14 protein-coding genes are annotated in these 14956 nt (G+C 44.6%); 13 read left to right on the top strand and 1 reads right to left on the bottom strand.

Features of this window, described 5'->3' with window-relative positions; genetic code table 11:
- Positions 1–187 precede the first annotated feature (187 nt).
- From pseC to CRECT_RS01150, 8 genes are read left to right on the top strand one after another with little or no spacing between them, the layout of a single operon-like run.
- Entirely contained in the window at positions 188–1318 is a 1131-nt protein-coding gene (gene pseC, locus CRECT_RS01185; protein WP_002945505.1) for a UDP-4-amino-4,6-dideoxy-N-acetyl-beta-L-altrosamine transaminase, read from the top strand.
- A 13-nt stretch (positions 1319–1331) separates the two neighbouring features.
- Positions 1332–2033 carry a pseudaminic acid cytidylyltransferase gene (pseF, locus tag CRECT_RS01180; RefSeq protein WP_039888519.1) on the top strand — a complete coding sequence of 234 codons (702 nt, stop codon included), beginning with the start codon at positions 1332–1334 and terminating at the stop codon, positions 2031–2033.
- Positions 2034–2048: 15 nt separating this feature from the next.
- The gene (locus CRECT_RS01175) at positions 2049–2267 is read left to right on the top strand and encodes a hypothetical protein (protein WP_124850364.1); all 219 of its coding nucleotides are present in this window, start codon (positions 2049–2051) and stop codon (positions 2265–2267) included.
- Positions 2264–2719 carry a type II toxin-antitoxin system VapC family toxin gene (locus tag CRECT_RS01170; protein WP_002945498.1) on the top strand — a complete coding sequence of 152 codons (456 nt, stop codon included), beginning with the start codon at positions 2264–2266 and terminating at the stop codon, positions 2717–2719. Before CRECT_RS01175 ends, CRECT_RS01170 begins: the two co-directional genes overlap by 4 nt.
- Positions 2712–3569: a UDP-2,4-diacetamido-2,4,6-trideoxy-beta-L-altropyranose hydrolase gene (gene pseG / locus CRECT_RS01165; RefSeq protein ID WP_002945506.1), complete on the top strand. Its 858-nt coding sequence runs from the start codon at positions 2712–2714 to the stop codon at positions 3567–3569. Before CRECT_RS01170 ends, pseG begins: the two co-directional genes overlap by 8 nt.
- Positions 3554–4030, top strand: coding sequence for a UDP-4-amino-4,6-dideoxy-N-acetyl-beta-L-altrosamine N-acetyltransferase (gene pseH, locus CRECT_RS01160; RefSeq protein ID WP_002945544.1), 477 nt, complete (start codon positions 3554–3556; stop codon positions 4028–4030). The genes pseG and pseH overlap by 16 nt, the downstream gene beginning before the upstream one ends.
- A gap of 8 nt (positions 4031–4038) precedes the next feature.
- A complete protein-coding gene (gene pseI, locus CRECT_RS01155; protein WP_002945537.1) occupies positions 4039–5067 on the top strand; it encodes a pseudaminic acid synthase in 1029 nt (342 codons plus the stop codon).
- Entirely contained in the window at positions 5067–7127 is a 2061-nt protein-coding gene (locus CRECT_RS01150) for a motility associated factor glycosyltransferase family protein (protein WP_002945543.1), read from the top strand. The genes pseI and CRECT_RS01150 overlap by 1 nt, the downstream gene beginning before the upstream one ends.
- 96 nt (positions 7128–7223) lie before the next feature.
- On the opposite strand, the gene CRECT_RS01145 is transcribed toward CRECT_RS01150, so the two are convergent.
- Positions 7224–8741 (bottom strand): flagellin B, encoded by a 1518-nt coding sequence (locus CRECT_RS01145; protein WP_002945532.1) that lies wholly within the window; start codon positions 8739–8741, stop codon positions 7224–7226.
- Positions 8742–9193: 452 nt separating this feature from the next.
- Between CRECT_RS01145 and CRECT_RS01140 the strand changes: the two genes are divergently transcribed.
- The 5 genes from CRECT_RS01140 to CRECT_RS01120 all read left to right on the top strand — a co-directional run bounded on the left by CRECT_RS01140 (position 9194) and on the right by CRECT_RS01120 (position 14955).
- Complete coding sequence (locus CRECT_RS01140; RefSeq protein ID WP_002945496.1) at positions 9194–9424, top strand: hypothetical protein; 231 nt, start codon at positions 9194–9196, stop codon at positions 9422–9424.
- Positions 9424–9693, top strand: coding sequence for a type II toxin-antitoxin system YafQ family toxin (locus tag CRECT_RS01135; RefSeq protein WP_002945522.1), 270 nt, complete (start codon positions 9424–9426; stop codon positions 9691–9693). Before CRECT_RS01140 ends, CRECT_RS01135 begins: the two co-directional genes overlap by 1 nt.
- Before the next feature lie 62 nt (positions 9694–9755).
- A complete protein-coding gene (gene topA, locus CRECT_RS01130) occupies positions 9756–11864 on the top strand; it encodes a type I DNA topoisomerase (protein WP_002945497.1) in 2109 nt (702 codons plus the stop codon).
- Between the two features lie 358 nt (positions 11865–12222).
- Positions 12223–13062, top strand: coding sequence for a biotin synthase (locus CRECT_RS01125; protein WP_002945539.1), 840 nt, complete (start codon positions 12223–12225; stop codon positions 13060–13062).
- Positions 13063–13791: 729 nt separating this feature from the next.
- Positions 13792–14955, top strand: a complete 1164-nt coding sequence (locus tag CRECT_RS01120; RefSeq protein ID WP_002945502.1) for a cation:proton antiporter — start codon at positions 13792–13794, stop codon at positions 14953–14955.
- Position 14956: the final 1 nt, after the last annotated feature.

Genomic DNA, 14956 nt, shown 5'->3' with positions numbered 1-14956 from the left:
TTATAAAATTTGAGCCGAAATCTGAAATTTTAGAAAAGCAAGGCAAAGTATTTTTTGCTTAGACGAGGTAAATTTAAAATTTGCGAGGGAGCGTATATAAAATACGTGACCGAGAAAATTTTAAATTTAACGACGTATAGCAGAAAAAGACAAGCCTCAATAAAGACAAGCCGAAAAAAGGACAAAAATGATACCCTACAGCAGACAACAAATCACCGACTCCGACATAGCTGCCGTCGTGAGCGCCCTAAAAGACGATATCCTAACAGGAGGCGACAAGGTCGGCGAATTTGAGCAAGCGATCGCAAAATACGTCGGCGTAAAGCACGTCGTTGCGATGAACTCGGCGACGAGCGCACTTCACGTCGCATATCTTGCGCTAGGCGTGCGAGAGGGCGACGAGGTCGTAACGACTCCCATTACGTTTGCGGCGACGGCAAATGCGGCGCTAATGGCGGGAGCGGAGGTTAAATTCGCGCCCGTTAAATTTGATGGAAATATCGACGAAAACGCGCTAGCAAGCCTCATCACGCCTAAAACCAAAGTCATAACGGCGGTTGATTTTGGCGGCAATCCCGTAAATTTAGACGCCATCCTAAAACTAGCCCGCGAGCGCGGCATAAAGGTGCTTGACGACGCTTCGCATGCGCTGGGTAGCGGGCTAAGCGGCGTCAAAGTCGGCGCAAAAGCGGACGTTAGCATTTTTAGCTTTCACCCCGTTAAGCCGCTAACGACGTTTGAGGGCGGCGCCCTAGCTACTAACGACGACGAGATCGCACGCCTAGCACGCCTCTACCGCTCGCACGGCATAGCCAAAAAACGCCTCTGGGACAGCGACCAGACGGTGCTTGGCTACAACTACCGCTTGCCCGACGTCGCCTGCGCGCTAGGACTAAATCAGCTAAAAAGGCTAGACGAAACCATCGCGGTGCGCGAGAAAATCGCTAAATTTTACGACGAAAAATTTGAGAAAAACCCGTATTTTAGTACCATCAAGTTACCTGACGGCGTCGTTAGTTCGCGCCACCTCTACCCTATCTTGCTATTTCGCCAGTTCTGGTGCGCCAAAGAGGACATCTTTGCCGCCCTTCACGCGCGCGGCATCGGCGTGCAGGTACACTACAAGCCGACTTATAAATTTAGCTTTTACCGCGAGCGCTACGGTGATATCTGGGTTCCTAGCGCCGAGGATTTTTACGCCGCCGAGCTTAGCATCCCGTGCCATCAGTGTATGAGTCTAGAGGACGCAAATTTCGTCGCGGACGCGCTTTTTGAGGTTTTAAAGAGCTTTGACACGCCGCAAGGCTGCAGGGTTTAGGGCGGTAAATTTGATGAGAGATAACCAAAACCGCGCCCTTTGCGTCATCCCGGCTCGCGGCGGCAGCAAGCGCATACCGCGCAAAAACGTTAAAGATTTTTTAGGCAAGCCGCTGATAGCTTACAGCATCGAGGCGGCGCTAAATTCTGGCGTTTTTGAGTGCGTGATAGTGAGCACCGACGACACTGAGATAGCGAATGTCGCAGTAAAATTCGGCGCTCAAGTCCCGTTTATGAGAGACGCCTCGCTAAGCGACGACTACGCCACGAGCAGCGACGCAGTAGCGGACGCGGCGACGAGGCTGGGCGAAAAATACCCCCACGTTTGCTGCCTATACGCGACCGCGCCGCTTATCACGGGAGAAATTTTACGCGAGGCATACGGCAAATTTGAGGAAGCGGAGTGCGAGTTTTTATTTTCCGCGACCGAGTTTAGCTTTCCTATCCAGCGCGCGATCAGGCTTGGCGAGGACGGCGCCGTAAATATGTTTTACCCGCAGTTTGCGCTAACTCGCTCGCAGGATTTAGAGCGAGCTTATCACGATGCGGGCGCGTTTTATTTCGGCAGGCGCGAGGCGTGGCTAGAGAAAAAACCGATCTTTGCGCCGCACTCAAGAGCGTTTTTACTACCGCGAAATTTAGTCTGCGACATCGACACACCGGAGGATTTTGAGTTTGCGCAGAAGCTTTACCGGATAAATTATGATAAAATCTAGCCCAAGGAGGCAAAAATGCGGGCTCTGAATAAATTTTATTTTGAAATCTATGATCAAGATGCTCTTTTGGCGATTAATGACTTTATGAAAAAATTTAATGTAAAAAATCAAGCGCTCAAGCATAAAAACATACAAAAAAAACAAAGTATTTTGGATTATGCCGGTATTTTTAACGGAGAATTATCAGGAGTCGATGCAAAAAAAATCAGAAAAGACGCGGCCGATAAAATATGAAAAAAGTTTATATAGACGCTAATATTTTTATTGATTTTTTGGACGAACAACGAGCAATGAATGATATAAATTTGCATGAAAAAGCTGTAAGTCTTTTCAAAAATCTAATCTCTAAAAATATAAAAATAATAACTAGCGAAGACATAATCACTACCGCCATATACGCCCTAAGACAAAATAAAAAAGCTTTAAAAATTCTAGCCGACTTTTTGTCAGAAATAAAAAATTTATCCGACTTCGCGGTCGTGCCATTTGGATACGAAACAATAACTAACGCGGCTGAATTTTACATAATGAACGGCGGCGATTTTGAGGATATTTTACAATACTTTTGCGCTATGCAAAATGATTGCCGAGTGATTTACTCAAACGATAAAAATTTTCCCGAGATCGATATCCCGATCAAAAGAACAAACCCAAATTTAAACGACTTTAGCCCAAAAAATGCTTGATAAAATTTTATACTTTAAAACCCTCATCCGCGCAGATAGCGGCTCTAAAATCGGGCACGGACACGTTAGGCGAGATCTCATTTTGGCGAAAAATTTTAAAGACGTCAGCTTTGCTTGCATCGACCTACCGGGCAGCCTAACAGGCGAGATACCCTGCCCCGTTTTTACGCTAAAAAGCGCGGATATAAATGAACTGGTAAATTTGATAAAAGAGCATAAATTTGAGCTTCTTATAATCGATCATTACGGCATTAGCGCGGCGGACGAAAAGCTAATCAAAGAACAAACGAACGTTAAAATTTTATGCTTTGACGACAACTACAAAGAGCATTTTTGCGACTACTTACTAAACGTAAATATCTACGCCCAGCCCCAAAAATACGTAAATCTAGTACCCGCAAACTGCGAGCTGGTTTTTTCGCCGCTAGTTAGGAGCGAGTTTTACGACGAAGCAAAAATCAAACGCGAAAAAAAATTCGACTGCTTCATCGCGCTAGGCGGCACGGACGCGCTAAATTTGACCGCCAAAATCGCCTCAAATTTGCTCGCTAAAAACAAAAAAGTAGCCGCTATCACGACGAGTGCGAACGCAAATTTGGCAAATTTGCAAAATTTGGCGGATAGCGAGTCAAATTTTAGCCTTTTTATAAACTCAAACGAGGTCGCGCGATTGATGAACGAGAGCGAAATTTTAGTGATTTCGGCTAGCTCGCTCGTAAACGAAGCGCTGGTTTTGGGCGCGAAATTTAAAGCCGTGCGCGTCGCGGATAATCAAAACGAGATGGCGCAGTGGCTAGCGGCAAACGGGCGCGAGATCTACGAGGCGGACGAGATATGCTTGAACTTATAAATTTCACCGATCTAACTGACGAGCAAATTTTGATGATTTTGCGTTGGCGAAACGACGAGCGAGTCGCGAAATACATGAAAAACAAAAGCGTGAGCGAGCAAGAGCATAGAAACTTTATCTCAAATTTAAAAAACGACGAAACGAAAAGATATTTTTTAGTAAAAGAGGATAGCGACTATATCGGCGTGATCGATTTCGTGGATATCGCGGCGGACTCGTGCGAATTCGGCATTTACGCAAATCCGGGGCTAAAAGGCAAAGGCAAAATCCTAATGCAAACAATCGCAGAATACGCCGCCAAAACGCTTAAAGTCGGCGAGCTAAAATCGTGCGCCTACAACGAAAACGAAAAAGCGATCGCGCTATACCGCAAATTCGGCTTTGAAATTTACGGGCGCGACGAGCAAATGAGCTATATGTCGCTATCTTTACGCAAACTTGATATAATGGCTAAAAGTTAGGAAAATTTATGAAAATAGCAAATTTCGACACAAGCGAAAAGGTCTTTATCATCGCCGAGCTCTCGGCAAATCACTCGGGCAGTTTGCAAACGGCGCTTGATACGATAAAAGCGGCTAAGCGCGCGGGAGCCGACGCCATAAAGCTACAAACATACACGCCAGATAGCCTCACGTTAGATTCGCGCAGCGAGGATTTTATGATAAAAGGCGGACTGTGGGAGGGAGCGAATTTATATGAGCTCTACAAGCAAGCTCTGACGCCGCGAGAGTGGCACGAGCAGCTTTTTGCTGCGGCAAAGGACGAAGGGCTCATCTGCTTTTCAAGCCCGTTTTGCAGAGACGATGCTGATTTTTTAGAGAAATTTAACCCGCCCGCTTACAAGATAGCAAGCTTTGAGGTAACGGACTATGATTTCGTGCGGTACGTCGCGCTCAAAGGCAAACCAATCATAATCTCCACAGGCATCGCGACCGAGCAAGAAATCACCGACGTCGTGCAAATTTGCAAAGATGCTGGAAACGAGCGGATCGCGCTTTTAAAATGCACGTCAAGCTACCCTGCTCCGCTTGACGGGATGAATCTACGCACGATCGCCGGTATGAAACGAAAATTCGGCGTAGAGGTCGGCTTTTCAGACCATACGCTAGGTATCGTGGCGCCCGTAGTGGCCGTGAGTCTGGGCGCTCGTATCGTAGAAAAGCACTTTATCCTAGATAAAAGCGTTCGCAGCGTCGATGAGGCTTTTAGCTTGGACGAGCGGGAATTTAGCGAAATGGTAAAAGCCGTGCGAGACGCCGAAGCGCTGCTTGGAAAAGTAACCTACGAGCTAGACGAAAAAGCCGTACAAAATCGCCGCTTTTCCCGCTCGCTTTATGCCTGCGCGGATATCAAAGAGGGCGAAATCTTTAGCGAAAAAAACGTAAGAAGCGTACGCCCGGGATACGGCTTGCACCCTAAATTTTTACCGGGGCTACTAGGCAAAAAAGCAAAAAGAGAGATAAAATTTAGCGAAAAAATCGCAAAGGAGGATATATAATGACGAAGAAAAAAGAGGATAAATGTCTAAAGCCGCACGGTCTGCAAAAAAAAGGCGGCAAAGAAGATCAAGCGCTCAAAAACGAGCTTGGCGAAAGCGTCGCAAGTATCGCAAATCCTATTTTCAAAAAAAATCTCCAAGCGCTTTTTCAGCAAGATGAAATTTTAGCCGCGCGCCTTTGGGGAATGGAAGGGATGAAAGGCTACGATGTCTTTATCGGCAAAGACCCCATCGATATAAATATCATAAACAACAAAACGCTAAAATACGTCTATGAAAATCCCGTAAAGGACGTGAAAGAAGCGCTAGAAAATATCGAAAAGGAGTATAAGCGATATCCGATTATGTATTTTTACGGTCTTGGCAACGGCATTTTTTATAAAGCTTTGCTAAAAAACGAAACGCATCAAAAAATCGTCGTCGTGGAACCGGAAGTCGAAATAATCTATGCGGTGTTAAATTTAGTCGATTTATCGCAAGAACTACTGAGCGAAAGGCTTATTATATTTTTTTCGGAATTCACCACATATTCGCAGTTTTACTATATAGTATCAAAACCAGAATTTACGCCTTACGCAAAAACTTACAATCTACACGTTCACACCCGTTTTTATGACGATTTTAACGATGATCTTATTAAGATAAATAAAAATTTTGCAAAAGCCGTATCGCAAACCGTTATAGTTCACGGCAATAGTATAGACGATATGCTAATAGGCATCAAACACCATATAGAGCATATACCGGAGATGGTGAGCAACTATTGCTACACAAAACTTATAAAAAAACGCCATAAATTAATAGACACGGCGATAGTCGTCTCGACGGGGCCCAGCCTTGATAAGCAGCTTGATACGCTTAAAAAATTTGCCCCTTACGTTACGGTTATCAGCCTTGATGCATCTTACCCCATACTGTTAAAACACGGAATAAAGCCTGATTATGTGACTTCGATCGAGCGAGTAGAGGCGACTGCTAGCTTTTTTAAACATAAAAATAAAAAATTTGATGAAAATATTTATTTTATCGTAGCCTCATTAACGCACGGACAAACGGTTAAAAATATTTTACCGCGCAGACTGGTTCTTACTATGCGTCCGCATCAAGGAGAAATGGCGTTTAATATGCCTAAATACGGTTATCTGGGGGCGGGTCACTCTACGGCAAACCAAGCATATCAGCTCGCTTACGTATTAGGACATAAAAATATCGTTCTTATAGGGCAAGATTTGGCCTTTGCTCCGGACGGCAAATCTCATGCGACCGGACACGCGTTCGCTCAAGCCGACGAATATCTCTATACGGTAGCTTACGGCGGCGAAGGCGAAGTGCGGACGACATACGTTTGGGATAAATTTAAAAATCAATTCGAATCCGATATCGAACACTCAAATAAAAAAGACGTAATAACTTATAATTGCACCGAAGGAGGGGCAAGGATACTGGGCTGTATAGAAAAACCGTTTTTAGAAACGATGCAAGAGCTTTGTAAGGACAAAAAGACAAAAAGCTTGCCAAATATAGAAAAAAATGATAAAAAGATTTCAAACAAAGATCTGATGGTTGCTTATAAATATATAGTAAAAAAAATAGGTATGCAAACGATGGCTAAGGAAAAAATAGAAAAAGTATTCTTAGAAATCGTACCGAAGATAGATGACATTATGAGACTTAGAGATAGCGATAAAATCACTGAAAATTTACTAAACGACCTTTTAAAAATTACTGACAAAATAGATAAAACAAAAAACTTTTTAGTCCAAAAGAGATTTAAAAGCTCGGTAGAAAATATCTTGCAGATGGCCGTTTATTATCAAGAGCTTGAGCTTGCTAAAATTTCAGTAGCTCCAAGCGATACAGTGATGCAAAAAGTAAATAAATTAGTCGAGTGGATAGAAATGCATAAATATTGGCTATTTTCTGCTGCCGGCGGATTAAATGCGGAAATAGAAGTAACCAGAAAAGCTTCTAAAAATTTAGTCAAAGAGCTTAAAAAACGCGGCTTGATAACTAAAGATGAGATAGGTAAAGCAAAAGAGGATTTTACCCTAAGTATATAAAAAATTTGGATAAATTTAAAAACCCCAAACCGACCGAAAGCCGATTTGGGGTTTAGTTTTACGTATCTATAAACGCACTAAGATTTAAATTTTCAACTACTGTAATAATCTTAGGACATTCTGCTGAACAGAGTTGGCTTGGCTCATAGCGTAACTTCCCGATTGTGCTAAGATGTTAAATTTAGAGAAGTTTGCGCTCTCCGCCGCAAAATCAACGTCTCTGATTTGAGATTCGGCTGATTTTACGTTTACTTGAGTAACCGTGATGTTATTTACGGTCGCTACTAGCTGATTTTGCACGGAACCTAGGTCGGAGCGGATCTGATCAAGGGTCTTTTGCGCAGATTCTGCGATATCCATTACGGCCATCGCGCCTCTTAGCGTCATAACGCCCGCCGATTGAGCTACAGACAAAACTTTAGACATTCTTTGAAAGCCCATAGCCGTAGCCAACTCTTTATCTATCTGCCCGCGTATCTCTCTCATAGATACTGATTTTTGCGCACCGCCATCAGTACTAAAATTACCACCTTTTGAAAATTTACCAGAGACAAATTTGCTTCCGCTCATTTTTATGTCTCTACCGTCAAGGCGGACTAAATTAAGTCTTCCTACAAGTCCGAATGAAAGTTTGCTTTTTGTATTAGAAAAGATTCCGCTCTTTCCAGTTACTTGTATGGCTCTACCATCTCGGCTTGTAAGAACCATTCTGCCCTCGGTATTTACGGAGGCTTCTACACCAGTTTGATCTTTTACTTTGTTGATAGCATTTACCAAAGCACCGTTACTATCTCCTTCCTTGATCTCAAGATCCCCTATTTTAACTCCATTTATAGTTAAGCTACTAGCATTCCCCGCAGCTATGGCCTTGCTCGCTATCCACGTAACGTCGTAAGTAGCCCTAACGCCGGTTTTATCTGAGACCTTGTTGATATTTTTAACCAGATCGCCTAGACCCTGTCCAAGTCCCGTTCCTATTTTAGACTTAGCGATAGTGACATCGTTTACGCCGTCGACGTTTAGAAATTTAAAATCAAGACTAATCGTAGTTTTTGATCCTGCAGCAGATAATGTCATCAGAGCCGAGCTCTCAAACCTAGTTAGACCGATCTTATCCGACGTTGTAGCGCCGATAGAAGCTTTAACGGTCTGATTTGAGTAAGCGCCGATTTGGAACTCTTTGTTAGAAAATGTTCCGTTTAGTAGCTGCTGACCGTTGAAAGAAGTCGTGTTACCGATATTATCCAGCTCTTCCATTAAGCGAACGATATCTGCTTGTAGTGCTTGACGAGAATCTGTTGTTTGACCGTCTTGGGCGCTTTGAGTAGCTTTCATCTTGATGGTATCGAGGATTTTTAGCTGCTCGTCCATAGCCTTGTCCGCTACTTGGATGATGCCGATAGCGTCGTTACCATTTGCGATAGCTTGACCAAGGGCGCTAGCTTGAGAGCGAAGGCTATCGGCGATCGATAGACCCGAAGCATCGTCTGCTGCTGTTTGGATCCTCAAACCCGAGCTAAGTTTGCCCAAAGAAAGAGAAAGGTTGCGGTTGTTGCTAACTGCGTTAGCGTGAGTGTTGAGTGCGTTTATGTTCGTGTTAATACGAAAACTCATTGTAAATCCTTTTAAATTTTAGTTACGACTTCTTGTCGCACGAAAACTATATCGGACGAAACCAAAAAAACTTTAGAGGTAAAATGGAAAAATTTTCGATTTTTTAAAATGTATCCAGTAGGCGCGAATTTTAGGGAATTGGAGATGAAATAAATTTACTTAGGTGTAAAATTTAGCGTGTTTTGAATGCCGAAGGGGTAAAATCTTAGTCCGCCGCAATCGCTTACGGCGGGTCTTGGCTAATGAGCCTTGACTACGATTATACAAAGTAGTATAATTACGACTAAGATTTTGAGTGGCATTAAAATCACCTCCAATCCGAGGCAAATTTAAGCCCGAGGCTATCACCCTCCGGCTTAACCTCGGATGTAATTATACTAAAAAATATCCCCTTTTTCTTTTTCCGCCGAAATTTTTGCTACAATTACTTCAAAACAACAAAAGGTAAGATAATGATGATAGTTATACCAAATGCCGACAAAAAGCTCATAAATATCCTAAAAGCGCTAAACTCTATGAGAACAAAGCCGTATGAAATAATCAAACAAGACAAAATATATACGCAAGATTTTATAGAAAGTATCAAAAAAAGCGAGCAGGAATTCGGTACTCACGTAAAAAATGGAACTTTAAAGACTTTTAAAACGGCAAACGAGGCATTTAAGGATGCAGGCCTGGCGTAATGTATGAGATTTTTCTCTCAAGCGAATTTAAAAAAGACGCTAAAAAACTAAGCAAAAACGATTTAAATCTCGTGGGCGAAATTTTAGACAGACTTGCAAGCGGTGAGAAACTGGAGCCAAAGCACAAAGATCATCCTCTGGTAGGAAATTTCAAGGGATGCAGAGAGTGTCACATAAAACCTGATTTGCTTTTAGTGTATAAAAAAGTCGATGAAATTTTAGTTATAAATGCTTTGCGAATAAGCAATCATAGCAAAATTTTCAAATAATTTTTTAACTTTAAAATATTTTTTTGCTACAATTACCCCAAATTTTAAAAAAGGCTGTATTAATGAAAAGCTTAATCATCGTGGAATCGCCCGCAAAAGCCAAAACGATAAAAAATTTCCTCGGAACCGACTACGACGTCATCGCATCAAAAGGCCACATCCGCGACCTGCCGAAAAGCACATTTGGCATCAAGATCGAGGGCGAAAATTTTACGCCCGAATACAAAATAAGCGCCGATCACTCCGCAATCGTAAAAGAGATAAAAGAGCTAGCCAAAAACGCCGACCAAATCTACCTCGCAACCGATGAGGACCGCGAAGGAGAGGCTATCGCATACCACATCGCCGAAGCCATCGGCAAAAAGCCAGAGAGCCTGCCTCGCATCGTGTTTCACGAGATCACCAAAAGCGCCATAGAGGCTGCGCTAAAAAACCCGCGCACTATAAATATGGATAGCGTAAACGCGCAGCAAGCCCGCCGCCTGCTAGACCGTATCGTGGGCTACAAGCTCTCGCCGCTGTTAAATTTAAAAATCCAAAAGGGGCTAAGTGCGGGACGCGTGCAAAGCGCCGCTCTAAAAATCATCGTAGACCGCGAGCGCGAGATTCGCGACTTTAAACCGATCGAATATCACAGCATCGACGCGGTTTTCAAAAAAGACCTTGACGCCGAGCTGGTTAAATTTGAAGCGCAAAAGATAGAAAAACTAACGATAACAAACGGCGATAGAGCTAAATTTATCGTGGAAAATCTAAAAAGCGATAAATTTAGCGTCCGCGAGATCGAAGCCAAAGAGCGCAAAACCGAGCCCGCTCCGCCGTTTATGACCTCGACGCTACAGCAAAGCGCGAGCAACCGCCTAGGCTTTAGCCCGAAAAAAACGATGATGATCGCGCAAAATTTATACGAGGGCGTGCAGACGCATCAAGGCTTTATGGGCGCGATAACGTATATGAGAACGGACAGCCTAAATCTCGCAAAAGAAGCCGTCGCAGCCGCACGCGAGACGATCGAGAAAGAGTACGGCGAGCCCTACCTGCCCGCCAAGGCTAAAATTTACGCAACCAAAAGCAAAGGCGCGCAAGAAGCCCACGAGGCGATCCGCCCGACAAACCTCAGCTTCACTCCCGCTATCGCCGCGCAATATCTAGAAAAAGACGCATTGCGCCTCTACACACTCATCTACAACCGCTTTTTGGCCTGCCAGATGAGCGCTAGCATTAGCCAGACGCAAAACGTATTCGTCGCGGGAGCAAAAGGCGAGTTTAAAATAAGCGGCCGCAAGGTGCTATTTGACGGATTTTACCGCGTTTACGGCGATATGGATAAGGATAAAATTTTGCCCGATTTAAAAATCGGCGACGAAATGAGCCTACAAAGCATCAAAAGCTCGCAGCACTTCACCGAGCCGCCGTCTCGCTACTCGGAGGCAGGGCTCGTTAAAAAGCTAGAAAGCCTAGGCATCGGGCGCCCTAGCACCTACGCGCCGACCATCTCGCTGCTAACCTCTCGCGACTACGTCAAAGTCGAGAAAAAGCAGCTCGTGCCAAACGAGATCGCCTTTACGATGATGGGCGTTTTGGAGGAGCATTTTAGCGATATAGTAGATAGCGAATTTACCTCAAATATGGAAGAAAAGCTCGACCACGTCGCCGAAGACAAAGCCGACTGGCAAAAGCTTTTGAGCGATTTTTATTATCCGTTTATGGATAAAATCTCAGCCGGCAAAACAGGCATAAAAAGCCAAAAAGTCGCCACTCCGATCGGAGAAAAATGCCCGGAGTGCGGCGGCGAACTGCTACTGCGAAAAGGACGCTATGGCGAGTTTATCGCGTGCGGAAATTTCCCTAAGTGCAAATACTCGCGCAATATCGCCAAGGCTGATCAAGGCGCGCAGGAAGGCGAAGCTGCGGCAAAGCCGAAAAAAGAGCTCAAAAAGATCGACGTACCGTGTCCAAAATGCGGCGGCGACATCGTCGAGCGCATCAGCCGCAGGGGTAAATTTTACGGCTGCGCAAACTACCCTAAATGCGACTTCGTCTCAAACTACGAGCCGGTCGCCGAAAAATGCGACGAATGCGGCGGCGATATGATCAAAAAAGAGCTCAAAAAAGGGACGTTTCACGAGTGCGTGAAGTGTAAGAAAAAGGTACAAATCGGAGATTTGTAAATTTTGTTTGTTTGAATAATTTTTAAAATTTTACTCGTTTTAAATACGATTTTTTAAAACCCAAAAGCTAAATTTTTAAAATTTTACTCGCTCAAAGCAGTTACCTACCAAATTTCGGCTTCGCTATCGCTTAGCACGAAATTTGGAGGCGAAAGCTTTTCGGTCGTAAATTTTAAAAATTCTTGAGAATTAAATTTGCAAAATTTGAATGCAAAACAACAAGGCGAAGTATTTTTGTTCTAGACGAGGCGGATTTAAATTTTACGACGGGAGCTACCTCGTCGGTAGTGACCGAGTAAAATTTAAATCCAACGAAGTATAAAGGGAAAAGACAAGCCGCTAAAAAAGGAATAATCTAATGAAAACCATCATGTTGTGTGCTATTTGCTCGGTGAGCTCCGGTAACTGCTCCGAGGACTGCGGCTACTGCACGCAAAGCGCCGGCACAAATGCCGGTATCGAAAAATACAAAATGAAAACCGCCGAGCAAGTAGTCGCCGAGGCTAAGATCGCGGCGGCGAACCACGCGCTTGGCTTTTGTCTAGTTACCAGCGGCGCAAGACTCACGGACAAAAAGACCGAGGAGATCGCCCGCCTCGCGCGCGCCGTAAACAAAGAAGTCCCAAGCCTCATGCTAATCGCTTGCAACGGTATGGCGACGCTACCGCAGCTAAAAGAGCTAAAAAGCGCGGGCGTGTTTAGCTACAACCACAACCTCGAGACATCGCGCGAGTTTTTTCCGCAAATTTGCTCGACGCATAGCTGGGATGAGCGCTGGCAGACTAACATCGACGCCAAAGAAGCGGGGCTAATGCTCTGCACGGGCGGCATTTACGGCCTTGGCGAGAGCGAGGCCGACCGCGCGAGCCTGCAAGCTAGCCTAAAAGAGCTTGATCCATTTTCTAGCCCGATAAATTTCTTTATCCCAAACGACGCGCTACGCGTCAAACGGCCGCCTATGACAGCGGACGAGGCGCTAAAAATCATCGACAACACCGTCCGCGCGCTACCTAACGCTCGCGTGATGATAGCAGGCGGTCGCGAGAAAATTTTAGGCGAACGCCAATACGAAATCTTCGATCACGGCGTCTCCGCCGTCGTCATCGGCGACTACCTCACGACCAAGGGCGAGGTCGCCAGCCGCGATATCGCCGAGTTTAAGGCGCGCGGATTTAGCTTCGCTACGCTTTGCCACTGACGTAAATTTGGCGAGCAAACGCCAAATTTAGCCCGATTTTTAAACGTATTTTGTCATTTTGGGTTTTTGCCATTTAAACACCGCGATTTGCTGAAATTCTAAATTTTACCCGCCGAGACCCACCTCTCGAAAACGCTAAATTTGTATTGGTTAAATTTGGTGTTCAAGCCAAGCTTCTTTGCGCAAAAAACAACCGTTTGAAGTTGTTTTTCCCCTTGTTGTAAAGGGGGTGGGGGCTTGAATTACACCCTGCTCTACTTCACGCTTTGCGTTCGCAGCGTTTTAAGAAGCGATTGTAAGGTAAAGCCGAATCAAAAGAGCCCCTTTTTCCCTTTCTTTGGGAGAGGAAGGGGATTCTACTTACGAAGCGTGACCCCTTCCTCTCCCAAACCCTCTCTAACCCCACTGCACGTTAGAGGTGGCGCCATAGCTTTGCTAACGCAAAGCGTCGCAAATTTAAATCAAATTTGACATTTTCAAGGTACGGGTCTCGGCGACCCAAATTTACAAATTTGACTTCAAATTTGAACATAAAACGATAAGGCGAAGTATTTTGAGATGAATTTGAATGTTGTGCAGAAATTTTAAGTCAAGGCTAGACAAGTAGTCTGCCGCAGACTTAAAATTTCAAACTCATTCAAAGACGCTCAAAAGACGAGCCGAAGCAAGTCAAATTTATCAAAGAATAAAAAACCTTAGGCTATAATCCCCCATTTACAAAGGACTTTCTTGCAGGCAAACGGGCTAAATATCCTCATCGCGCTAGCTTTTATCATCTTTACGTCGCCGTATTTTTCTAAAATTTTACGCATTCCTATCGCGCCCGTGGAGATTATTTTGGGCTCGCTGGCGGGGTATTTCGGCTTTATCGGGCACAACGAAATGTTTAAAATCGTTAGCGAAGTCGGGTTTTTCTACCTCATGTTTTTAGCGGGCACGGAGGTCGATCTCAAGTTATTTTTCACGATAGATAAAAAGATCCTAAAAACGGGCGTCATCTATCTGGCGCTACTCTACTTGCTCTCGACGCTGCTGACGTTTTCGTTTGATCTAAACCGCCTTTTTATCCTCATCGTGCCGCTGATGGCCGTAGGTATGATATTTACGCTATTTAAGGAGTACGGCAAAAACGAGGAGTGGCTAAACATCGGCATGCTTATCGCCTCGATCGGCGAGGTCGTGAGCATCACGCTGCTAACCTTCGTCGGCGCGTATATGAAATTTGGCGCCGGTAGCGAGCTGGCGTTTTCGATCATATATCTTAGCGGATTTTTAGCCGCGGCGGTGATCGGATATAAGGCGCTAAACGTGCTGTTTTGGTGGTATCCGCAGCTACGCGTCATCCTGATGCCCCACTACGACAACTCCGAAAAAGACATCCGCCTATGTATGGCGCTGTTTTTCGGCATCATCGCGCTTATGCTTTATCTAAATTTAGAAATAGCGTTCGGCGCGTTTGTGGCGGGGACCTTTATCGCGACGTTTTTCGATCACAAAAAAGACCTCCCGCATAAGCTTGCTAGCTTCGGTTTCGGCTTTTTAGTACCGACCTTTTTTGTGCATATCGGCTCTACGTTTAAGCTTAGCGCCTTTATGATAGACGGAGTCGTGCGCGACGCGGCGCTGATAACGGGCGTTATGATAGGCTTTAGACTAGCAGCCGGCACAGTGTTTTTAAACATCCTAGGGCTAAAAAACACCGTCCTTTTCGCGCTCTCGCACTCGATGCCGCTAACGCTTCTCATCGCCGTTGCTACCATAGCCTACAAATCAGGCGGCATAAATGAAAATTTTTACTTCTCTTTCATACTAGCGAGCCTAACTCAGGCTATAATAGTCACGATAAGTATTAAAATTTTAATGAGCGTAAAATCAAATTTACAAAGGAGCTAAG

Origin of the sequence: Campylobacter rectus, from assembly GCF_004803795.1 — a bacterium.
Classification (GTDB): Bacteria; Campylobacterota; Campylobacteria; order Campylobacterales; family Campylobacteraceae; genus Campylobacter_A; species Campylobacter_A rectus.
Note: the sequence above shows the minus strand (reverse complement) of the source record. Positions and strands in the feature narration are given on the sequence as shown.

What these genes read in the sequence shown, in the direction of transcription:
- pseG (WP_002945506.1), top strand. Translation starts at nt 2,712, where the DNA reads ATGCTTGATAAAATTTTATACTTTAAAACCCTCATCCGCGCAGATAGC.
- CRECT_RS01170 (WP_002945498.1), top strand. Translation starts at nt 2,264, where the DNA reads ATGAAAAAAGTTTATATAGACGCTAATATTTTTATTGATTTTTTGGAC.
- topA (WP_002945497.1), top strand. Translation starts at nt 9,756, where the DNA reads ATGAAAAGCTTAATCATCGTGGAATCGCCCGCAAAAGCCAAAACGATA.
- pseH (WP_002945544.1), top strand. Translation starts at nt 3,554, where the DNA reads ATGCTTGAACTTATAAATTTCACCGATCTAACTGACGAGCAAATTTTG.
- CRECT_RS01140 (WP_002945496.1), top strand. Translation starts at nt 9,194, where the DNA reads ATGATGATAGTTATACCAAATGCCGACAAAAAGCTCATAAATATCCTA.
- CRECT_RS01145 (WP_002945532.1), bottom strand. Translation starts at nt 8,741, where the DNA reads ATGAGTTTTCGTATTAACACGAACATAAACGCACTCAACACTCACGCT.
- CRECT_RS01125 (WP_002945539.1), top strand. Translation starts at nt 12,223, where the DNA reads ATGAAAACCATCATGTTGTGTGCTATTTGCTCGGTGAGCTCCGGTAAC.
- pseC (WP_002945505.1), top strand. Translation starts at nt 188, where the DNA reads ATGATACCCTACAGCAGACAACAAATCACCGACTCCGACATAGCTGCC.
- pseI (WP_002945537.1), top strand. Translation starts at nt 4,039, where the DNA reads ATGAAAATAGCAAATTTCGACACAAGCGAAAAGGTCTTTATCATCGCC.
- CRECT_RS01175 (WP_124850364.1), top strand. Translation starts at nt 2,049, where the DNA reads ATGCGGGCTCTGAATAAATTTTATTTTGAAATCTATGATCAAGATGCT.
- CRECT_RS01135 (WP_002945522.1), top strand. Translation starts at nt 9,424, where the DNA reads ATGTATGAGATTTTTCTCTCAAGCGAATTTAAAAAAGACGCTAAAAAA.
- CRECT_RS01150 (WP_002945543.1), top strand. Translation starts at nt 5,067, where the DNA reads ATGACGAAGAAAAAAGAGGATAAATGTCTAAAGCCGCACGGTCTGCAA.
- pseF (WP_039888519.1), top strand. Translation starts at nt 1,332, where the DNA reads ATGAGAGATAACCAAAACCGCGCCCTTTGCGTCATCCCGGCTCGCGGC.